This window comes from Succiniclasticum ruminis DSM 9236 (assembly GCF_900112895.1).
GTDB lineage: Bacteria > Bacillota > Negativicutes > Acidaminococcales > Acidaminococcaceae > Succiniclasticum > Succiniclasticum ruminis.
Genome location: NZ_FONL01000001.1, coordinates 317,670 through 340,158 on the forward strand (window position 1 = coordinate 317,670; position 22,489 = coordinate 340,158).

Here is a 22,489-nt window from a genome sequence, read left to right on the forward strand (position 1 = left end):
ATTACATTCCCGGAATCTTGAGACCGCCGGTCACTTTGTTCATTTCTGCCTCTGTCACCGTGTCCACCTGATGCAAGGCTTCGTTAACAGCAGCCAGAATCAGGTCCTGCAGCATTTCCACATCTTCCGGATCCACGACCTGGGGATCGATTACCACACCGGTAAGTTCTTTCTTGCCGGTTACGGTAACCTTTACGGCGCCGCCGCCGGATGTACTTTCAAAAGTGCGGGCCTGCAGTTCTGCCTGCACTTTCTGCATTTCTGCCTGCATCTTCTGTACTTTCTGCAGCATGCCCTGCATATTACCCATACCGCCCATGCCGGGGAATTTCATACCTTTCATGTTTCCGTCCTCCTGTAATAGTAACTATAATTTGTATTTATGTTTTTTTTATGTTGAACCTGAAGGCCTATACCTTGTGCAGCGTTGCGTTGAACATTTCCATGGCTTTTTTTGTACTTGCGGATACATTTGGCCCTGCTTCAGCTGTTGCCGTTTCCGGCTGTTTCGGAGCAGGCTTCACAGAACCCGCTGCCGGTAAAGTTTTTGCTTTGGAAGCAGATCCCGGCGTTTTTCCTGCCGGCGGTACGCTTCCGGTTTTCCCACCCATATCCGTCACGCATTGCAACCGGATGGGCACCCGTGCTACCCGCAGCAGGATTTCCTCCACCACTTCCCGGTAATCCGGTTTCTGCAGGCGCTCACACAAAAACTTCATCTTGAAACCAACGATCAGGGTTTGATTCTCATAGGCCAGCACGGAACCGTGGGAAGCACAGGACGCAATAGAATTTTTCCGTTCCGCTTTCAGTATTTCCATAGCCCGGGTCCAGTACTCATCCCCTGTTGCCCAATCACCGCCATAGGAGGTGTAGCTTCCACTGGGAGATTCTGTACCGTTTCCTGACGTTACAGTATGTTGCAGAGAAACCCCAGGGGGTTCAGGCGGATTGCTGTGCTTCGGAGTAGCAGCCGCAACGGTTTTCTTTTTTACTGCTGTATTTTCCTTTTTCTCCTTATCTGCAGTTATCACAGACAGTTGTTGCACATCTTCTTTTGCACCGACCGCCGGTTCCGGTTTTTGCGGCACATCATGTACAACCGGTTCACCCGGTTTTGGTATTCCGGTTACAACCGGCGCTGCAACGGCAACCGGTTCCTGTACAGCCGCCGTGATCCCGCCAGCTTTTAGCGCAGTCAGTTCCTGCTCCAGCCGGTTAATGCGGGCAGCCAGTGCCTTCAGGGTCCGGTTATCTTCCCGGCACAGATCATACAGGCACATTTCAGCGGTGACCCGACCCCGGGCGGTAAAGCGCAGTTCATTCATAGCCTGATGGATAATTTCCTGGGCCGCCAGAATCCGTTCCCCGGTATAATAAGAAGCCAGCTTTCCCAGTTCTTCTGCCGTATCCGTCACGTATATGGGCTGATACTCCGGTGTTGCCCTGTACAGGAGCAACGCCCGCATGTAACCGGACAATTCAATCAGTATCTGGCTGATATCCTTGCCCTGCATCAGCAGCTTATCAAAAATCGTAAGAGCAGAAGCAACTTCCCGCTGCCCCACCGCACGGACCAGTTCCCGGAGGATCTCCCTGCCGATGATACCCCGCACGGAACGGACTGTTTCTGCAGTAACGGTTCCCGCCATCACGCCGCATTGCTCCAACAGGCTCAGCGCGTCCCGCATGCCGCCTTCGGAGGCCGCCGAAATCAGTTCCAGCGCTTCTCTGTCTACCTTAATATCACTGCCCTCTGCAACCTTTTGCAGATGCGCCACAATTTCCTCCTGGGTAATGGGATGGAAATCAAAACGCTGACAACGGGAATGAATGGTTGGCAAAATTTTCTGCGGTTCCGTTGTGGCAAGGATAAACACCACATGCTCCGGAGGTTCTTCCAGGGTTTTCAGCAACGCGTTGCAGGCCTCTGTAGTCAGCATGTGGGCTTCATCGATGATATACACTTTGTACCGGCAGTTCACCGGAGCAAAGTCTGCATTCTTGTTCAGATTTTTAATATCGTCCACGCCCCGGTTTGAAGCGGCATCCAGTTCCTGCACATCCATCGCGCTGCCGTCCGTAATCTGGCGGCAGTTCAGGCATTCACCACAGGGATGGTCCGTAGGGCCGTTCAAACAGTTCAGCGCCTTGGCAAAGATGCGGGCCGTGGTGGTCTTGCCGGTGCCCCGGGGTCCGGTAAACAAATAGGCATGCGCAATACGGCCGCTGGACAACGCGTTCATCAGCGCCTGCTTGACCGGTACCTGCCCCACCAGCGTATCAAAACTGGACGGACGCCAGCGCAGATATAGAGTTTGGTAAGCCATGTCGCACATCCTTTCCTGTCCCCGGGAGTCTAATAAATTTTACTCTATTATTATAGTAAAAATCAGCTAAAATAACAATGAATTAAATATAAAATCTCCGAGAAAAATAAAGTTGCAAAGAAGAAGATCCAAGCCTTTTTTCTTTACAACTTCGAATTTGCAATCTTTTTAGGATTTCTTTAATTTGCGGCGTTACTACGCATTACAAATACATTCGACCACCAGGCAGTTTATCTGCCCGCTGCCAGCGCCACGTTTTTAAAGTATGCCGGCAGGTCAACTGACCGCCACTGCCAATCGTGCCAAATTTCCTGAGCGGTTGCGCCGTAGCACAGACGAGTCACGGATTTTTTCACAAAATCGCTGTAAGAGTCCTGTCTTTCTTCCGGTACTTCCGCCATTTTTTCTTCCAGAAACTGCAGCCTCCTGGCTACAGTCAGCTTTCTTTTCTTAATTTCATTCATTCTTGCAGTTGCATCAAACAATTTTTTCATAAATTCTTTTCCTTCCTTTTTTTGTTTTCCGCATTCTGCTGTCATGGCACCATGCCAGTACACAAAGACACGCTGATTCATCCGCCTGACGAACAAACCCATGTAACCAGCGTCTCCCTGGCAAAAAAAGAATAGCCCTGGCTTCATGCAGTTGCCAAGACTACTTTTTAACACGGGACCTCAGCAGAACAACGAATTGAATTATAGCACATTTTTAAATAAACGCAAGACTCAAATGTGAAAAATTTTCAAATTATCGGTTTTAACAACCCGATGTCAGATGTTGCAGATTTAAGGGTAACTTTGTTTAAACAGATAAGAAAAGAGCAATCCTCAACGGATTGCTCTCAACCGGTTTTCCTGTAAGACCGCAGGGCAGGCACCCCCGCGGCGCATGCAGGTATCCGCTTAGTGCTGCTTCCTTCCGGACCTGACACGGTTCACAGGCCTCCATCGCGCAGGACCTGCCGCTACAGCCTTACAGAAAAACCATTATTGTTCTTCAATTCAGAAGAAAAAAGCCGCAATGCGGCACTCATTTTTAAATGGCGGAGAGAGAGGGATTCGAACCCTCGGTACGGTTTCCCGTACACACGCTTTCCAGGCGTGCACCTTCAACCGCTCGGTCATCTCTCCGGTTGTAGGAAATAAAGCTTTTTAATTGTAAATACGTGGCTGAAGGTCAGCCACGTAAGATATTATACGGATATTAGCTTTTTTTGTCAAGCGTTTTTTAGTCTTCGCTTTCTTCGTCCGGCATTACCCAGAGAGTACGGCTGCAATTCAGTAAAATATTCTGGGCCGTGCTCCCCATCAGTAATCCTTTGATAGGCCCTGCCCCGGTTTTCCCGGTGATGACAAGGCTGCAGTTTTCCTCTTCCGCCAGCTTGCAGATTTCCCGGGACGCAGCGCCTCCGTCCGCAATCACGTAGCGTGACTGAATACCGAAGTCCTGCATCTCGTTGCAAAGTTCCTTCAGCATATCTTCCGCCATCTCTTTGTTTTCCAGCAGTTCGTCGTCGCCCCGGACCCCTTCAATAACGTGCACAAAGATGACCTCCCCTACGTTTTCCCGCAGGTTGCGGATAAAGTTCAGGGCAATCAGGGACTTCCGGGAGAAATCCGTTGGTAACAGGATACGTTGCAGATAATCGCTGCACTTGTAATCCCCTTTTACCACAAGGGTTGGGATATCTATGGCCCGTACCGCGTTAAAGGTATTGCTTCCCCTGAACGTACTGGCCCAGATGCCTTTACCGTGTGAAGCCATGAACAACAGGTTGATATCATATTGGTCGACGGCTTTCTGGATACCGTTCAGCACATCCGGATTGCTTTCCCACAGGATTTCCACTTTATCGTATCCGGCTTTTTGGATGTCCTGTGCCAGCCCGTTTAAACGGCTGTACGTCTTTTTGTAATAAGCAGAAGACTTGGCAAAATTCTCTGCCTTTTTAACAACGTGAAGCAGGTACACTTCCGTTTCCGGATCAAGGCAGACACTGTAAAACACATCCAATATACGGGGGGTAAGTTCCGACAGATCCAAGGCCAGCATTACTCTGGAAAACATTTGCAGATACTCCTTTATCAATATACATTCATCACTTTGCCCGGATTCAGGATATCAAGTGGATCCAAGGCTTTTTTTATGGCTTTCATCATAGCCAGTTCCACCGGGTCAGTGTATTTTTCCATCGCATAAACCTTCTTCGCGCCGATGCCGTGCTCGCCGGAAATGCGGCCGCCCAGACTGTACACATAAGAATACGCGGTTTCATGGAAAGCATGCTGCTGTTCCTCCCAGGCCTCATCGCTCATATCGCCTTTCATATGCTGGAAGTGCAGGTTGCCGTCGCCGGCATGGGCCAGACAGAACATAGTGAAATCGTATTTCTTCGCTTCTTCCGTCAGGCGTTTGATGCAATTGGCAATCTGATCCACCGGCACAACGAGATCATCCGACTGGGCAATCTTGCTCAGGGAACGAGTGGACTCCAGGCAGTTTCGGCGTACGGTCCAGACGCGGTCATCTGCTTCCAGCACGTCAATGGCGCCGGATTCTTCACAGATTTCCGCCAGTTTTTCCATTTTGGCATCCACTTCGTCTTCATTGAAGGTTTCCATGCTGACGATAAGGTAACACACGCCCTCATCACAATGAGGCAGTTTAATCTCACTGTATTCACAGGAGCTCTTCAGGAAGTTGCTGTCCATGAATTCCACACTGGTAGGTTCCAAACCGGCCTTTACCAGATTCGGCACCAGGGTGACGGCCTTATCCAGATCGTCATATACTGCAGCCACATCCACTTTATAGGGAGGCAGCGGCAACAGTTTCAGGGTTGCTTTGCAGATAATGCCCAACGTGCCTTCTGAACCCATGACCAGCTGTTCCAGGCAGTACCCGGTGCTGCACTTTTTCAGACGGGAGCCCAGCGTCGTAATTTCGCCGGTAGGCGTTACCACTTCTACGGAAAACACCTGATTCCTCGTAGTGCCATAACGTACTGCTTTGTTACCACCTGCGTTGGTAGCGATATTGCCGCCGATGAGGCAGCTTTCCGCGCTGCAGGGATCACCTGCGTACAGCAGCCCTTTTGCTTTAGCGGCCATCTGGATATCGATGGTACGCGAGCCGGCTTCGGCTACAGCATACATGGCGTCTTCGTTGATTTCAATAATCTTGTTCATTTTTTCCATGTTCAGCACGATACCGCCCAAAACGGGAATCGCTCCGTCGGAAACGCTGGTGCCGGCGCTGCGGGGAGTTACCGGTACAACAAACCTGTTGGCCAGTTTCATGACTGCCGCAACTTCTTCCGTGCTGTTGGCCCACACTACCACTTCCGGCAGGTGCATCAGGCGGGGGTCTGTCTCTTCGTCCGTTTTAAAACGGTCCAGAGTTTCCGCATCGGTCTTTACATTGGCTGCGCCAACGACCTTTTTCAACTCTTCCAGCAATTCCGGGGTAACAGGATTATACTTTGCCATACAAACTCTCCTTTGCCGGCGTTCCATTTCTCTGATTGCATCACAGGCAGGACGCCCAAAAAAATAATTGTTTTTAAATAAAATTAAATTTATACATTAAAAATCTTTCCGGGATTCAGGATATTTTTCGGATCTACAGCCCTTTTAATCATACGCATGTATTCCAGTTCGGCCGGTTCCGTGTATTCTTCCATATAATGCAGTTTCTTGGCACCAATGCCATGTTCACCGGATAATCTTCCGCCCAGACTGTAAACGTAGGGATAGGCTTCCCTGTGGAATTTCTCCACATTCTCGTTCCATTCTTCTTCCGTCAGATTTTTACGGCACATGCAGACGTGCAGGTTTCCGTCCCCGGCATGACCCAGCACCATGACTTCAAAGGGATAATGGTCCCCCATGGCTTTCACATGCTCTATAGTTTCCGCCACCTTATGTACCGGGACCACAAAATCATCTGTAATGGTCACATCGGACAGAATCCGCAAAGATTCCTGACAGCTGCGACGGAGAGTCCACAGCCGCTCGTCCGCTTCCAGTACTTCCAGAGCTCCGGCTTCCTCACAGAGTTCGCTCAGTTTCTCCAGTCCGGTGTCCAGCTGGTTTTCGTCAAATGTCTCTACCGTGACATAGACAAAGTTGGCAATATCCCGGTGAGGCACATTCGTCTCACAGAAGGTTGTGGTGCTGCGCACGAAACTGTTATCCATAAATTCGATGCTGGTGGGGTTCAGTCCCGCTTTAATGACCGCAGGCACCAGCCGGGCAGCTTTTTCCACACTGTCGAACATAGCCAGGACATCGAAACGGTACGGAGCCAGCGGCTGCAGTTTCAGGGTAACCTGAGTGATAATGCCCAAAGTTCCTTCCGATCCCATGATCAGTTGCTCCAGCGCATAGCCCGTAGTCTTTTTTTTCAGGCAGGCCCCGACATTCATGATTTCTCCGGCAGGGGTAACAACTTTCATGCCGTACACCTGATCCCTAGTTACGCCGTAGCGGATTGCCTTGATGCCGCCTGCATTGGTGGCCAGGTTGCCGCCAATCTGGCAGGTTTCCGCGCTGCTGGGGTCACCGGCATACACCAGATTATGCTCTTTAGCCGCAGCCTGACATTCTTTCACCAGGGCGCCGGCTTCTGCTACCATATACAGACCTTCTGTATTCACTTCCAAAATACGGTTCATCCGGCCCATCAGAAGAATAATTCCGCCGCAGACCGCAATAGCCCCGTCCGAAAGGCTTGTCCCGGCACTACGTACAGTAATGGGAATGTTTGCTTCATTGGCAAGCTTCACGATGGCCGCCACTTCTTCCGTTGAACCGGGAGCCACTACCGCTTCCGGTGTATGGAACTTGGCCGGATCCGTCTCTTCATCTGTTTTGTACTGATCCAGCGTGTCCGGATCCACATACACATGCTCTTTTCCTGCAATAGCCTGCAGGTCTGCAATAAATTTCTCGTCAACTTTGTTATACATACGTTTCCCCCTCAGATTCTTTCTTCAGAAGCACTGATTACCTGTATCCGGATGATGCAGAACATTAAGAAATGCTTTCTGAATAACGGAAAATATATCTTATACATTATAACATTTTTTCATTCCAATAACCATACGTAATGCAACAGTTTGCGTAAAGCCTCCGGGTATTCCTGCGTCAGGCTGTGCCGGTTGACCCGTTCCCCAATCTGATGCAAATCTTTACCCCAGGGACCAAACAAAAAGAACGGAATCTGCAGTCTCGCCAGCGCCTCCATATCAAACCGGTAATCCGTTCCCCACAACGGTGTATTAGCCTTATACGCAGGGCTTTGCGCATGATTGGAAAGCCCGCAGTAACTGCAGTCAGATACACCCGGAAAATAGTTTCTTATCACAACATCCTGCAAGGCTGACAAGGCTTTCTTATAAACTTCAAATCTTGCACTGTCTCTCATATCTTCACTGCGTACTGCCGGATAATACGGTGGGGCAAAGCCAAATAAGACCACAGGATGATCAAAGTTCAGAAAATCCAGGGTCTGCTGCATCAGCCACAGGGTAACTTCGGGAAATGTTTTGTGTTCCTTCTGCAACAGCACCTTTTTTTTCTGTTCCGTTTCCTGCCAGAATTCGTTAAAGCCGCTGTGCTGCTTTGCCTGTTGCCATAAAGTCACCCATGTCATCACTGTAACAGAATGGCCCGTGTCTGCCACGGCCCCTTTTATTTTTCCAAGGAAATATGCCATCACCTGGGCTGGGGTCTTCCGGAACGTAAGTACGTTGCAATACCCTGCCGCACGCTGCGGCAGCGAAAAATCATACCCTTCTTTCAAATCCCGGGTATACATCCACACCGGTGGCAGTGAAACTTCATTACCGCAGGTTTCCGCAAAGGTTTCATCGCCTTCTGTCGCCGCCACGATGCGGGACAGGATACCTACCGGATTGACACCTTCCCGGTAACTTCCCACCTGTACCAGTTTGCCCTGTACCAGAACAACAGGCAGCAACTTGCCGATACTGCCGGAATAAACAATTTGTGTCTTTCCCTCAGCCTGTCTCTGGCTGGGTTCCGAGCAAACTGCCAAACGATAGTCCAAATGGTACCGGTCCTTCAGTTGTTCCAGCAATGGCAGGGAACCCCGCATCCCAACAGAAAACGATTCTTCGTCGGGTACGGAAATAAACAGCAGCGCGCCCTGTCCTTCATTCGTTTCCCCTGCATTGTGCAACGCGGCTTCAGCCTGTTCTGTAAGCAACGCCATCTGCACTGCAGTTCCTCCCAGCATATCGCAGCATCCTCTGCCAAACAGCCACTCTCCGGAAAGCAGGTCCGTATAGGCTTCTGCAGAAAGTGTTTCTGCGTTCAAATGGGAGGCGATTTCCTCCAGATTAAAAGCCCAGGGAGCTGCCTCACCATAAACGTCTGCCGAAACTACGTCGTGGTGCCCCATGAAAACTACTGCTGGTAAGTTTTCCTTCTTCAATATTTCGCAAACTCCGGACGGTATCACCAATGCCCAGACAGCGCTGCGGTTCAATGCGTCCCCCGGAACCGGGAACGAACCGCATAATTCCGGATATTTCTTAAAATATGACTGCTCCCGGAAATAATCCAGCATCCATTGTTCCGCAGCAATCTCTTTTCCTGTATTGGTAACAGCCGCGCAAGCCATCAGGCCCTGTAAAATTTCAATAATTTTATCTTTCATAATCCCGAATCATCTCAGTCCCGTAACTTCACAACCGGTTGTTTCTCCCAGGGAAGATACTGGTACGTCGTGCAGAAAATCCAGGCTTTGTACTGTTCTTCCGCATCTTTTGTTCCCTTCGCCTTGTTCACGTCCCGGATGCCTGCCGCCGACAGCGGGAAATAGTTGTAGGCGTCCTCAAACAGGGCACAGGCTTCTGCCGTTTTTCCTTCTTTATGCTTCTGCTCCGCCAGAAAGCGCAGGCTGTAGAAAATATACGGATTTACCGTATCGTACAGCGGGTCGGGAATGATGGGCTGCGGAGCATGGGACTTCAGTTTTTCATTTTCCACCATCTCTTCCGCGTCAGTGACAGCTTGTTCCAATTTTCCGCTTTCCGCCAGAACGTTCAGCCGCCGGTACCAGATATCACCACGTGCTTCCGTATGAAAACGGTAAGGAAATTTCCGGCAGATTTTAAACGCCCTGTCCAGATACTGCAGAGATGCATCGCCGTTTTTTGTCAGCTTCCAGATGATTTCAGAAATATCACGCAGGCTCAGTACAAAATGCTCCGCTTCGCACATGCCCTGATCCGGATGATCGTCCAAATCAGGCTCTACATCGTTGATGAAGGTGCTTAACACCGTCAGAGCGCCTTCCACATCCTTAATGAAGTACAGCACCCGGCCTACAATGGCACGGCACAGCCAGTTATTCTTGTCACTGACAAATCCGGGGGGAACAGGCCATTCCCCGGTGGTACATTTTGTTACATACACTTTCCATTCCTGATCGTCAATCTCTCTCATAATGATTCCCCTTTGCTATATCTGCAATATTCTCATTGTTCAAATCGGTCTTATCCTGCCCATAATTATAACACGGAAACGAGTTAATAAAAATTTACACTCTTGTTTTTGGTTTAACCTTCCACATGGGATTTTATAAAATTATAATCTTCCCGCAGCCAGATACATAATCGCGCAATATGCTATGACGAAGAGACATTCTCCAACAGAGCCGGTCTTGAACAGGCGGGGAAACACAGTTGTCCGTTTTGTCGGATACAGAAACGGTACCGGGCCGCATATCGCGTCTTCCAGAATATGGAGTAACGCCCCGGCAAAAAACCAGAAAAAGAACAACCGCATCATCTGCACGATGCCCGCCTGCCACACCTGCATCCCCGTTACAGAAAGCACATCCGGCGTCCAGAAAAAGGCCAGGGCTGCAACATACAGCACAAACCAGTGAGAGTAGGAACGGTGAGAGGACTGCCAGAATAATCCTTCCGACCTGTCAGGAAACAGGCTGCCGAGCGTTGCGCTTCCGGCAATGAATACGTTATGTGTCGCCACAAACAACGTTGCGAATGTGACAATGCTATGTGATACACCGGTCAATGAGCATATCCCCCTGTTAAAAAAACATCAAACTTATGATAATAATTGAAACGCCTTGCAGATATTATATAAACAGGTTGCATACAAAAGGATGATGATAATTTTACGTATCAGCTGTTGCGGCATAAAGGCAAATGCCCAATGCCCCAAGGCGACACCGCAGGCAAGACCGGGCAACAGGAATAAAAACTCTCCAACTGCTTCACCAATGGGCACCCCTGTGACCCATAAAGCAACCAGCGAACCCAGGTTGCTGAAAAAGAAATATCCTATACAGGTAGCCCGGAATACATTCTGAGGCATCGATGTGTAGGCAAAATACAGCACAAGGGGTGGTCCTGCCATACCGGTCGTCATCGCCATGATACCCGCCAGCATACCTGTGAGAATTGTATTTTTCCTTGTTTCCTCAAAGCGTCTGCGTCTGAATTCCATGGTAACAAGGGTCAAAAGGACGGCAACACTGATTGCTGCCCTTAACCCGCCGCCCGGCAGCTGACGGAAAACCGTCACTCCCAGCGGGATGCCGGCCAGAGCACCGCAGAACAGCTCCGCTATCCGCTGCCAGTTTACCTGTTTCCAAAGCAGCAGGAGCTGCGCACAGTTTCCACAGCCCGCCAGGCAGAACATGATGATGATCGTGAGTTTCGGTTCGTAAAAAAACATCAGGAGCGGCGCAGCTACCATGACCAGACCGAAACCTGTAATCGATTGGAGAAAGGCCGCAAGGAATACACAAAAAAGCGGGCCTGCATGGGACTGCAGGCCGGAAACATACATCCCAAGATCCAACTCACGTTCTCCCCTCTTGCATTACAGCACAGATAAAACCAATTGCTGTTTATATTACACCATATCTTTCTTTAACTGTAATTATATCAATACATCGATTCTTCAGTCTGGTTTTATATATGTTTCTACAAATAAATATAAAAAACCTTTTCCAAATCAGTTAAAAAAAGCAGCGCGGTTTGCATCCGTTTTGCAAACCGCGCCTGTGTCCGTAACCACGTACGGAAATGCTGTTTTATACTATCAGTTGATTTTTATTGCAGTTTTTCCATCAGCATCTTGTTGACCATGCCCGGATTTGCTTTTCCCTGGGTAGCTTTCATGATTTGTCCTACCAGGAAACCGAGAGCCTTTTTCTTGCCGGCCTTGAAGTCCGCAATAGATTGGGGATTGGCAGCTATCACTTCATCTACCAGTTTGCCCAGTTCACCTGCATCGCTGACCTGTTCCAGACCCAGCTTCTTCACCAGTACCTGAGGTGCTTCATTTTCTTTCAGCATCTCCACAAAGACCTGCTTGGCCAGTTTGCTGGACAGCACACCTTTGTCAATCAGGTTAACCAGCTCACCAAGATGGTCCGGTGTTATCCTGAATTCCGGATCGTCGATTTCAATGCCTTCCGCGTTCAGGAAGCCGGCCACATCTCCGATCAGCCAGTTGGACAGGGCTTTCAGGTTCTTCGTGGCTTTGGTGCCTGCGTCAAAATAATCCGCCACTTTTTTGCTGGCTACGATGATATCCGCGTTATCTTCCGGAACATCTTCCGCCAGCAGTCGTTCCTTACGGGCAGAGGGCAGTTCCGGCAGGGTCGCTTTGATCTCGTCGATCCAGGCCTGATCCAGATTGACCGGAACCAGATCCGGTTCCGGGAAGTACCGGTAGTCGTGTGCTTCTTCCTTGGAACGCATAGACAGGGTCACGCCGTTGGCGTCATCCCAGGTACGGGTTTCCTGCACTACATGGCCGCCATCTTCCACTATTTCGATTTGGCGTTCCACTTCATACTCAATGGCCCGCTCCAGCGCACGGAAAGAGTTCAGGTTTTTGATCTCGGCGCGGGTACCGAATTCCGTAGCGCCTTCCGGCATAACGGAAATGTTGGCATCGCAGCGGAGACTGCCCTCCTGCATCTTGCAGTCGCAGACATCCGTGTATTCCAGAATGGCTTTCAGCTGTTCCATATACGCACGGGCTTCCGCCGCGCTGCGCATATCCGGCTCGGATACAATCTCAATCAGGGGCACACCGGCACGATTGTAGTCAACCGCAGAATAATCGGACGTGCTGATGGTCAGACCGCTGTGCACCAGCTTGCCGGCATCTTCTTCCATATGGATGCGGGTGATGCCGATGCGTTTTTTCTCACCGTTGACCCGGATATCGATATGCCCGCCCAGACAGATAGGTTCATCCCACTGGGAAATCTGATAATTTTTCGCCAGGTCGGGATAGAAGTAATTCTTGCGGTCCATCTTATTGAATTTCTGAATGTCACAGTTCAGAGCCAGGCCGGCACGGATTGCGAATTCAACGACCCGCTTGTTCAATACAGGCAGGGCGCCGGGCATACCCAGGCAGACCGGGCAGACGTGGGTATTGGGTTCCGCGCCGAATTCTGTGGAGCAGGAGCAGAACGCTTTGGTTTTTGTTTTTAACTCGGCATGAACTTCCAGACCGATAACAGTAATATAATTTTTCATTATTTGTTACCTCCCAAAGGCGCTACCGCTTTATGAAATTCCGTCGCCTGCTCAAAGGTGTAAGCAGCCCGCAGCAGGGTTTCTTCGTCCAGCGCCTTGCCGATCAGCTGCAGGCCTACCGGCATGCCGTCCGCAAAGCCGCAGGGAATGGAGATACCGGGCAGACCGGCCATGTTCACCGGAATCGTGGTTACGTCCAGCATGTAGATTGCCAGGGGATCCATCTTGCCGTCCAGCGGATACGCCACTACCGGAGACGTCGGGGTCAGAAGCACATCCACTTTCCGGAATACTTCGTCAAAGTCTTTGCGGATCAGGGTACGGACCTGCATAGCCTTTTTATAATACGCATCATAATAACCGGAACTCAGCACATACGTGCCCAGCATGATGCGGCGTTTTACTTCGCTGCCAAAGCCTTCCGTACGGCTCAGCTTTGTCATTTCCGGCGCGCTCTTGGCCTCTTTGTTACGATAGCCGTAGCGCACGCCGTCATAACGGGCCAGGTTGGCGGAAGCTTCCGCCGGAGCGATGATGTAATACGTAATTACGGCATATTCCGTATGGGGCAGGGAAACTTCCACGATTTCCGCACCCAGCTCTTTGTATTTTTCCACGGCCAGCATAATCTGCTCTTTGACTTTGGTATTAATGCCTTCTCCAAAGTATTCTTTCGGCAGGCCGACGCGCAGGCCTTTCACATCCTGCCGCAGTGCCTTGGTAAAGTCAGGCACATCCACCGGCAGAGAGGTAGAGTCATGGGCATCGACGCCGCAAATGGTGTTCAATACGATAGCCGCGTCGGTTACGTCACGGGTGATAGGCCCGATCTGATCCAGTGAAGAAGCAAATGCGACACAGCCGTAACGGGACACGCGCCCGTAAGTCGGTTTAATACCAACCACGCCGTTGAAGGATGCCGGCTGGCGGATGGATCCGCCGGTATCGGAACCCAGGGACCAGATGGCTTCACCGGCTGCAATCGCCGCCGCGCTGCCGCCGGAGGAACCGCCGGGCACGCAGTCCAGATTCCAGGCGTTATGCGTCTTTTTCATGTAAGAAGTTTCCGTGGTGGACCCCATGGCGAATTCGTCCATGTTGGTCTTGCCCAGGAAAATGGTTTCGTCCTTACGAAGATTTGCGATTACATGGGCGTCGTACACCGGAATGAAATTGTCCAGGATGTGGGACGAACAGGTAGTGCGCAGACCTTTGGTGCTGATATTATCTTTGATAGCGCCCGGAATACCGGCCAGCGGTTTGATGGTTTCGCCGGCTGCGATCATAGCGTCCACTTTGGCCGCCTGGGCCAGGGCGTTCTCTTTATCCAGCGTCACATAAGCGCCGATTTTTTCTTCCACCTCATCGATGCGGTCATAAACCGCTTTGGTCAGCTCAACGGAGCTGAGCTGTTTATTCTGCAGTTGTTCATGCAGTTCATGAACGGTGCTTTCGTATAACTTCACAGTCCTTGCCTCCCTTACTCGATTACACGCGGAACTTTGAATCCGTCATTATGTACCGCCGGCGCGTTTTTCAGCGCATCTTCATGAGCCACGCCTTCCTGCGGCACATCTTCCCGCAGCACATTGTACAGCGGCAGAATGCTGAAAGTGGGTTCGATACCGGTGGTATCCACCTTCTGCAGGATATCCGCATAATTGAGGATCTGGTTGAACTGCTCTGTGAACTTAGGCATTTCCGCCTCGGAAATCTCCAGGCGGGAAAGCGCCGCGATGTATTTCACATCTTTTTCCGTTACTTTCATTTTTTCACCATCCTGTTATTCATTAAGCTTTAAGGAAACGACCCTCCGGCAAACTACCAGCTGAATGCAATTATCCTGTGAATTGCATACCGAAGGCGAAGCAGTGTTTCCTTTTGCCTGAAAAAACGTACATAATATTATATCACAATTTATGTATATGGAAAAGACACTTACAAATATTATAACTTAACTTATTTCTTCAAGTCTTCAAATTTAGCCCCGGGATGTTCCGCTTCTGTCATCTTTCGGAGCTCTTCTTTCAGCACCGGATATTCTTTGCCTGTATCCTTATGGATCTCTGTTCCATCCGGGAAACGCAGGGTTCCGGTAATCTTACTCAGCCTGAGGCTCAGCTGCATCATCCTGTTTAAATGAAGCGTATCACTTTCCAATTGTCCGTTAAAACGCATCTCTGCCCCTGTCTGCCAGACAAACCGTTTTTCAGACTGACTTTTGTCCCCTTCTTCCCGTTTCTGCTGATAATTCTCCGCTGTGGCATGAACCTGATACCGGTCGGAATCCTCCGGTTCGATTTTGACCCGAAGGACTGACTTACCCATCCCCGGAATTTTAACGATACCAATCCAGTCCCCTGCAAAGGGGTCCCCTGTTATCGCTTTCAGAAACCCACAGCCGGCAACTACCAGTAAAACAATCAGACAGACAACTGTCCATTTACAAACCTTCTTCACAGCTATTTTTCCTCCCAGCCTGCGAACAGGTTTCCTTCTTCTGATGCCGGAGCGGCGTTTGCCCCTTCTGCAAATTCGTCAGAATATCCCGTACCGTTTCCCACCAGCCGCAGGAACTCCGCTTCATCAATCACCGTAACGCCTAACGTACGGGCTTTTTCCAGTTTGCTCCCTGCTTCGGCACCTGCAATAACATAATCTGTTTTTTTACTCACACTGCCGCTGACCTTAGCCCCGACATCCTGGGCCATAGTCTGGGCCGTAGCCCGGTCCAGCGTGCGCATGGTGCCGGTAAACACCAGCGTCTTTCCGTAAAAAGGATGGCTTTCATTAACAGCCTGGGTCTGCATCTCCATATTTAGCCCTGCTTTTTTCAGACGGTCAATCAATTCCCGGTTCAACGGATCGGCAAACCAGGTCACCACGCTTTCTGCAATGACGGAGCCAATATCCTTGACAGCGGCCAGTTCTTCTGAAGAGACCGCCATCAGCGTATCCATATTTTTATACTGCAGGGCCAGCAATCGTCCCCCTTTTGCGCCGATGTGACGGATCCCCAGCGCAAAAAGAAGTTTGTCCAGTCCCTGCCCTTTACTCTTTTCAATCGCTTTCAGCAAATTATCCGCTGATTTTTTCCCCATCCGTTCCAATGTCAGGAGCTGCTCTTCTTTCAGTTCGTACAAATCTGCCGGCGTTTTTACCAGTCCTGCATCCAAAAGCTGGTTGATCACCGCAGGGCCGCAGCCTTCAATATCCATGGCGTCCCGGGACGCAAAATGGATCAGACCTTCACGGCCAAGCGCCGGACAATGGGGGTTAGTACAGCGGTAAGCCGCTTCCCCTTCTTTGCGGGCAACCGCCCAACCACATTCCGGACATTCCTTGGGCATGACAAAAGGCACTGCTGATTCCGGCCGGAGTTCTTTTACAACGGAAAGCACCTCGGGGATGATTTCCGCCGCTTTGTTGATGATGACCGTATCGCCGATCCGGATATCCTTTTCCTGAATAAAATCTTCATTGTGAAGGGTAGCACGGCTTACGGTACTGCCGGATAACTTTACAGGGGTCAGCACTGCCGCCGGGGTCAGCACGCCCGTGCGCCCAACCTGGATCACAATATCTTCCAACTTCGTCCGGGCCTGTTCCGGCGGATACTTATAGGCTATGGCCCAGCGGGGATCCTTTCCCGTGGCGCCCAGCAGTTTCTGCTGCCATACTGCGTTGACCTTCGCTACCGCGCCGTCCGTATCATAAGCCAGTTCACGGCGGCGTTTGTCGTGTTCTTCAATGAACTGTAATATTTCTTCTTTTGTATGTGCCACACACCAGTGTTCCGGTGTGGTAAAACCGTATTTCTCAAGATTTCGCAGGCACTCTTCCTGGGTTTCCGGTTCCTCCGGCCCTTTCAGGTAATAGGCAAAAAAGCTGAGGGAACGCCTGGCTGTAACGGCGGGATCCAACTGCCGCAGGCTGCCCGCCGCCGCATTCCGCGGATTGGCGAATTCCGCTTCCCCTGCTTCCACCCGTTCTTCGTTCAGACGCAGGAATGCTTCCCGGGACATATACACTTCGCCCCGTACATCCAGCAATTCCGGCACTTCTTCCCCTGCAGGGATACGCAGGCGCTGGGGAATGCTTTTTATGGTACGAACATTTGTCGTTACGTTTTCGCCCACTTCCCCGTCGCCCCGGGTAGCAGCCCGTACCAGCCAGCCGTTTTCATAGATCAGACTGCAGGCCAGCCCGTCGATCTTCGGTTCCAGCACATAACTGACTTCGGTTCCGGCAGGCAGGGCGTTCCGTACCCGCTGGTCGAAATCCCCCATCTCCTCCGCGTTATACACATTGCCCAGACTCAGCATGGGCACCATATGTTTCACCTGGGTAAAGCCCGGCGCTACGTACCCGCCGGGACGCAGCGTGGGGGAATCCGGCGGCACTTCGTCCGGGTACAGCGCTTCGATGGAACGGAGCCGGTTGGTCAGCGCATCATATTCCGCGTCGCTGATCTCCGGCGCGTCCAGCACGTAGTACTGGTATTCATGATGCCGAATCTGCATACGCAGCCCATCCGCTTCCCGTAGCAGCGCTTCTTTGGTTTCGCCGTCTTTCAATACAGCAGCCTGGTACTGTACCGTTTCTTTTTCTTCCATAAAACTACCTCTCCACGTCAGTTAAAGTTTTTTCAGCATGGCGTATTTTGTCAGCAGGCTGCGGATTCCCCCGCCGGCAAAGGCGACCTTTACTTCCTGCCCGTCCGGTGAGTTTTTCACACTGACAACGGTCCCCTCGCCCCATTTTTTATGGCTGACGCGGTCGCCGATCGCAAAGTCCGTTACATCATCCGCCGGTTTTTCCGGCACAAAATTTGTATGGACCTTACTGAACAGCCCGCTGGTCTTTTTGCTTTCTTCCTTAAACCGTTCGCTGAGGGATGCGCTCACCCGACTGTCGGGAACCGTTCGTTTGCCCCGGCCTCCGCCGATGATAGTGCCGCCTTCGTCGTCATATCCGCCGCGGTAATAAGTGCCCTGCCCATATCCGCTGCGTCTGTTCTGGCGATAACCACCGGAATCAACATTCGAACAGCCGCCCTGTCCGTAACCCCAGCTCTTATATCCTTCCGTATCGCGGTATCCTGTACTTATCAGCGAAGGACGGTGATACTCATGTACCAGCTTTTCCGGAATCTCTTCCAAAAAGCGGGAGGGCGCGGAATAATTCGTCTGTCCGTAAATAGTCCGGGTCTTCGCGCCGGTCAGGTACAGGATCTCCTTGGCACGGGTGATGCCCACATAACAAAGCCGCCGTTCTTCCTCCATCTGTTCATCGTCCATCAGACTGCGGGAATGGGGGAAGAGCCCTTCCTCCATCCCGGCCAGGAAAACTACCGGGAACTCCAGTCCTTTGGCGGAATGGAGCGTCATCAAGGTAAATTTATCGTTATCCAACTGGGCGTCGTCAATATCGGAAACCAGCGCTACGTGTTCCAGAAAACGGGCCAGGGTTTTCTCATCCCCTTCATCCTTCAGAAAATCCTGCGCCACGCTGATCAGTTCCTGCAGGTTCTCCGCCCGGCTATCCGACTGGGGTGTCCGTTCCGCCTGCAATTCTTCCAGATAACCTGTTTTGTGTATCACATCATCAATCAACTGTTCCACCGGAACCGTGTCCACCTCTGCGATTAAGTCAAAGATGAGGCTGCTCATTTCTTCCAGTTTTGCAATGAAACGGGGGCTCAATCCCGGTACCGCAGCCGCGTTGGTAATTACCTCAAACAACGATATCCCCTGCGTGTTGGCGTAATCCTGCAGTTTATTGATCGTCGCCTGTCCGATGCCCCGTTTGGGCACATTAATAACACGCAGCAAGCTCAGCGTATCATAAGGATTGTACAGCAGCTTCAGGTAGGCCATTACGTCCCGGACTTCTTTCCGGTCGTAAAACTTCACGCCCCCCACCATACTGTAGCTGATACCGCTTTTGATAAGCATTTCTTCAAACACACGGGACTGGGTGTTGGTACGGTACAGCACCGCCATGTCACCGTAGGAAAAACGGCCACTGCGGATCAGCATCTGGGCCTGCTCCACCACGAACCGGGCTTCGTCACGCTCGTCCATGGCATTGTAATAGGTGATCGCCGCGCCTGTCGGGTTTTTCGTCCATAACTTTTTCGGTTTGCGGCCCGTATTGTTTTCGATTACCGCATTGGCCGCATCCAGAATTACCGTAGTGGAACGGTAATTCTGTTCCAGCTTCAGAAGTTTTGCTTTGGGATAGTCCTTTTCAAAATCGAGGATGTTGCGGATGTCCGCGCCCCGCCAGCCGTAAATGCTCTGGTCCGCGTCGCCCACCACGCACAGATTCCCCTCATCTCCCGCCAGAAAGCGCGTCAGCAGGTACTGGGTCCGGTTGGTATCCTGGTACTCGTCGATCATGATATAGCTGAAACGCTGCTGATATTTTTCCCGCACTTCCGGAAACTCTGCCAGTATCTTTACCGTCAGCATCAGCAGGTCGTCAAAGTCCATGGCATTGTTGGTCAGCAGCCGTTGCTCGTATAATTCGTAAACCTCCGCTGCCTTCTGCTCAAAAAAATCTCCCGCCAGTTTTGCAAAAGCCGACGCATTCTGCATCTGGTTCTTGGCGTTGGAAATCGCATTCTGCAGGGCGGCAGGCGGAAACCGTTTTTCATCCAGGTTCATATCCTTCAGAATGGATTTTAATAAATTCTTCTGGTCTGCCGCATCGTAAATGGCGAAATTACTCTTATGGGTTCCCAGCACTTCAATCTCCCGTCGCAGGAAACGGGCGCAGAAAGCGTGGAATGTGTATAGCCACACGTCCTTCGCCGCAGGTCCCACCATGGCGTCCACCCGGTCACGCATCTCTTTGGCCGCTTTGTTAGTAAAAGTAATCGCCAAAATTCTATAGGGTGAAACACCAAGCTCCAGCAGGTGTGCAATCCGGCAGGTCAGCACCTTGGTCTTTCCACTGCCGGCCCCCGCCAGAATCAGCATGGGCCCGTTTATATGTTCCACCGCAGCCTGCTGCTGCGGATTCAGATTTGCAAGAGTATCCATCAGTCCTCCAAAAAATCTATGAAAAACAAAAGCCTGTGATTATTTATTCTTTAAAAATGCTCTTTCGATGCGGGTACAAAGCTTTATAAAGCAGTAACCCCAAAATGCCGCAGGATACCGTTTCCCCAATGCCGATGGTCCCCATCATCAGTGGGATTGGCAACGGCACGCCATAGGCATAACGAAGCACGAAGGGAACAATAAGCATATTTGCGACAATCGGAGGGATGACAGCCAGAACAGGATTTTTGCCCCGTAACATCCGGGTCCCCACTGCCCCGATCAGTGTGGCTAATGATCCGAATATTATGTCAGCAAGCACCGCGCCTCCTAAAATATTAGCAAGCAGGCACCCGACAGCAAGCCCCGGAACCGCTACCGGAGTGAACATGGGCAATATCGTCAGGGATTCTGATATCCTGACCTGGATTTCCTTAAAGGAAAACGGCGCAAAAGCAACTGTCAGCACCACGTATGCCGCTGCGATCATCGCCCCTTGCGCAACTAAAAAAGAAGACGCCTTATGATTCATGGACAATCATGCTCCTTTAGCGTACTGTTTACCTGAATATACTCCGAACTTGCCGGGTGCTAAAACATTATACCATAAACATAACGCATACAGAATATAAAAAAGAGACAGAAGCCAAAGCCTCTGTCTCCTCATTGCACTTAATGAAAATTTGTCTGAATCGGAACTGGTCAGTCTTCCGCAGCAGCCTTAGCTGCTTCTTCCGCTTCCAGGATCGGCTGGAACCGTTCCACTTCAGCCTTCAGCACATCAGCCAGCAGGATCATGCTGATTAAGTTTGGTATCGCCATCAGGGCGTTGAAAATATCGGACAGGTTCCACACCAGTTCCAGGGTCTGGGTGGCGCCAACATAGGCGGTCAGGGAGAACAGCACCCGGTAGATGATATTTAACTTATGACTGCCTACCAGGTATTCGAATGCTTTTTCACCATGATATTCCCAGCCTAAAATCGTGGAGTACGCGAACAGCAGGATGCCGATGGAAACGATGTACGCGCCTGCCGGGCCTACGAACCGTTCAAACGCGGCGATGGTCAGGGCGATGCCTTTCAGCGGGGTACCGTCGGCAGCCGTGGCGCCCAGTACGCCGGAGGAAGCGATGACCAGACCGGTGATAGAGCAGACAACGATGGTATCAAAGAACGTACCGGTCATATTGATATAACCCTGACGGACCGGGTCATCCGTGTGAGCCGCCGCAGCGGTGATAGCCGCAGAACCCATACCGGCTTCGTTGGAGAAGCAGCCGCGGGCCACGCCGAAGCGGACCGCATTCATAACGCTGACGGTGATCGTACCCAGTACGCCGCCTCCTACTGCATCCGGACTGAATGCCATCATAAAAATCTGATACAGGCCGTGCGGAATTGCGGAGAGGTTCCCCAGGATGCCTGCCAGGCCGGCAACAACATACAGAACCGCCATGGAAGGAACCAGTACAGAGGATACTTTGGCAATCGTCTGAATGCCGCCCAGAATAATAATCAGGGACAGAATCGTCAGACCGACACCGGTTACTGCGATAGGAATTTCAAAAGTCTGCTCCAGGGCGGAAGAAATAGAGTTCGCCTGAGTCAGGTTGCCGATACCGAAGGACGCCAGCACAGTGAACAGCGCAAACAGGAAGCCTAATGCAGCCCCCAGGGATTTGTTCTTCAGCGCGTTCTTCATGGTGAACATAGGACCGCCGGCCATTTCACCTTTGGCGTTCACCTCACGATATTTAACCGCCAGCATACATTCCGCAAACTTACTGGTGAGACCGAAGCAGGCGGAGATCCACATCCAGACCAGGGCGCCGGGACCGCCGGAAAACATAGCCGTGGCCACGCCTACGATATTACCGGTACCGATGGTAGCTGCTAAAGCGGTCATCAGTGTCGAGAACGGGGAAACGTCGCCATGGCCGCGTTTCGTGGTACGGGCATCTTTGCCCAGCACGCTGCGCAACGCGTATGGCAGGTTCCGCCAGGTGCGGAAGTTCAGCTTAAAGGTCAGGTATATGCCGGTACCTACCAGCAGGGTCAGCATCGCAGGGCCCCACACAAAACTGTCAATATCATTGACAATGGCATTAATTTGTTCCATATTCATAATTCGTTCCTTCTTCCTTTTTATAATTACCGGAACCGCTTCCGGTCTTTGCCTGATCTCGTGCCGTGCTTACCGCGCGGTTACTGCTGTATTACCCTGTATCAACCCGGATCCTGAATTCCCCCATTTGGACCTCCCAATACTGAAAACGCAAATTAAAACCGGCCTCCGGAAATTCATTCCCTGCAGGCCGGTCAATATCATTGTATGTAACACTTTATATAACGTATTACTTCGCAAGCGGAATTACCGCCTGCTCCCGACCCTGTCCTTTTGCCTGAGAGATTGGGGCTGTGCCCTTGCACCTTCGGCTCTCAATTGAATGAGTATCTCCAGAGTTGTGTCCGCATGCGGTTTCGTGTTCACCGGAACGCCTGAGAGTGCTACTCCTTCGGCATGCCTGACCTTTTGGCCCTGCATTC

General features: G+C 51.1%; 18 protein-coding genes, 1 tRNA gene and 1 riboswitch. All 19 genes read right to left on the reverse strand.

The window, feature by feature from the left end; all coding sequences use genetic code 11:
• Position 1: 1 nt before the first annotated feature.
• Complete coding sequence (locus tag BM159_RS01505) at positions 2-343, reverse strand: YbaB/EbfC family nucleoid-associated protein (protein WP_342745738.1); 342 nt, start codon at positions 341-343, stop codon at positions 2-4.
• 67 nt (positions 344-410) lie between these two features.
• The gene (gene dnaX, locus BM159_RS01510) at positions 411-2,330 is read right to left on the reverse strand and encodes a DNA polymerase III subunit gamma/tau (protein WP_093912485.1); all 1,920 of its coding nucleotides are present in this window, start codon (positions 2,328-2,330) and stop codon (positions 411-413) included.
• 230 nt (positions 2,331-2,560) lie between these two features.
• Positions 2,561-2,824 carry a hypothetical protein gene (locus tag BM159_RS01515; protein WP_143089372.1) on the reverse strand — a complete coding sequence of 88 codons (264 nt, stop codon included), beginning with the start codon at positions 2,822-2,824 and terminating at the stop codon, positions 2,561-2,563.
• A gap of 546 nt (positions 2,825-3,370) precedes the next feature.
• Positions 3,371-3,460 (reverse strand) — tRNA-Ser (locus BM159_RS01525).
• Between the two features lie 97 nt (positions 3,461-3,557).
• On the reverse strand, positions 3,558-4,397 hold the full coding sequence (locus BM159_RS01530) for a universal stress protein (protein WP_093912487.1): 840 nt from the start codon (positions 4,395-4,397) through the stop codon (positions 3,558-3,560).
• Positions 4,398-4,414: 17 nt separating this feature from the next.
• On the reverse strand, positions 4,415-5,818 hold the full coding sequence (locus BM159_RS01535; protein WP_093912488.1) for an FAD-binding oxidoreductase: 1,404 nt from the start codon (positions 5,816-5,818) through the stop codon (positions 4,415-4,417).
• Positions 5,819-5,907: 89 nt separating this feature from the next.
• Positions 5,908-7,299 carry an FAD-binding oxidoreductase gene (locus BM159_RS01540; RefSeq protein WP_093912489.1) on the reverse strand — a complete coding sequence of 464 codons (1,392 nt, stop codon included), beginning with the start codon at positions 7,297-7,299 and terminating at the stop codon, positions 5,908-5,910.
• Positions 7,300-7,418: 119 nt separating this feature from the next.
• The gene (locus BM159_RS01545) at positions 7,419-9,014 is read right to left on the reverse strand and encodes a M20/M25/M40 family metallo-hydrolase (RefSeq protein WP_093912490.1); all 1,596 of its coding nucleotides are present in this window, start codon (positions 9,012-9,014) and stop codon (positions 7,419-7,421) included.
• Between the two features lie 14 nt (positions 9,015-9,028).
• Positions 9,029-9,805, reverse strand: a complete 777-nt coding sequence (locus BM159_RS01550) for a hypothetical protein (RefSeq protein ID WP_093912491.1) — start codon at positions 9,803-9,805, stop codon at positions 9,029-9,031.
• A 141-nt stretch (positions 9,806-9,946) separates the two neighbouring features.
• Positions 9,947-10,399 (reverse strand): hypothetical protein, encoded by a 453-nt coding sequence (locus BM159_RS01555; RefSeq protein WP_093912492.1) that lies wholly within the window; start codon positions 10,397-10,399, stop codon positions 9,947-9,949.
• A gap of 33 nt (positions 10,400-10,432) precedes the next feature.
• Positions 10,433-11,191 (reverse strand): sulfite exporter TauE/SafE family protein, encoded by a 759-nt coding sequence (locus tag BM159_RS01560; RefSeq protein ID WP_218149469.1) that lies wholly within the window; start codon positions 11,189-11,191, stop codon positions 10,433-10,435.
• A gap of 254 nt (positions 11,192-11,445) precedes the next feature.
• Positions 11,446-12,891, reverse strand: coding sequence for an Asp-tRNA(Asn)/Glu-tRNA(Gln) amidotransferase subunit GatB (gene gatB, locus BM159_RS01565; RefSeq protein WP_093912494.1), 1,446 nt, complete (start codon positions 12,889-12,891; stop codon positions 11,446-11,448).
• Complete coding sequence (gene gatA / locus BM159_RS01570; RefSeq protein WP_093912495.1) at positions 12,891-14,357, reverse strand: Asp-tRNA(Asn)/Glu-tRNA(Gln) amidotransferase subunit GatA; 1,467 nt, start codon at positions 14,355-14,357, stop codon at positions 12,891-12,893. The genes gatB and gatA overlap by 1 nt, the downstream gene beginning before the upstream one ends.
• A 14-nt stretch (positions 14,358-14,371) precedes the next feature.
• On the reverse strand, positions 14,372-14,659 hold the full coding sequence (gatC, locus tag BM159_RS01575) for an Asp-tRNA(Asn)/Glu-tRNA(Gln) amidotransferase subunit GatC (protein WP_093912496.1): 288 nt from the start codon (positions 14,657-14,659) through the stop codon (positions 14,372-14,374).
• A gap of 191 nt (positions 14,660-14,850) precedes the next feature.
• The gene (locus BM159_RS01580) at positions 14,851-15,351 is read right to left on the reverse strand and encodes a hypothetical protein (RefSeq protein WP_093912497.1); all 501 of its coding nucleotides are present in this window, start codon (positions 15,349-15,351) and stop codon (positions 14,851-14,853) included.
• Positions 15,352-15,353: 2 nt separating this feature from the next.
• Positions 15,354-17,507, reverse strand: coding sequence for an NAD-dependent DNA ligase LigA (ligA, locus tag BM159_RS01585; protein WP_093912498.1), 2,154 nt, complete (start codon positions 17,505-17,507; stop codon positions 15,354-15,356).
• A 21-nt stretch (positions 17,508-17,528) separates the two neighbouring features.
• On the reverse strand, positions 17,529-19,940 hold the full coding sequence (gene pcrA / locus BM159_RS01590; RefSeq protein WP_177205842.1) for a DNA helicase PcrA: 2,412 nt from the start codon (positions 19,938-19,940) through the stop codon (positions 17,529-17,531).
• A 43-nt stretch (positions 19,941-19,983) separates the two neighbouring features.
• On the reverse strand, positions 19,984-20,472 hold the full coding sequence (locus tag BM159_RS01595) for a QueT transporter family protein (protein WP_093912500.1): 489 nt from the start codon (positions 20,470-20,472) through the stop codon (positions 19,984-19,986).
• Positions 20,473-20,642: 170 nt separating this feature from the next.
• Positions 20,643-22,067 (reverse strand): alanine/glycine:cation symporter family protein, encoded by a 1,425-nt coding sequence (locus BM159_RS01600; protein ID WP_093912501.1) that lies wholly within the window; start codon positions 22,065-22,067, stop codon positions 20,643-20,645.
• A gap of 255 nt (positions 22,068-22,322) precedes the next feature.
• Positions 22,323-22,413, reverse strand: a riboswitch (glycine riboswitch).
• Positions 22,414-22,489 lie beyond the last annotated feature (76 nt).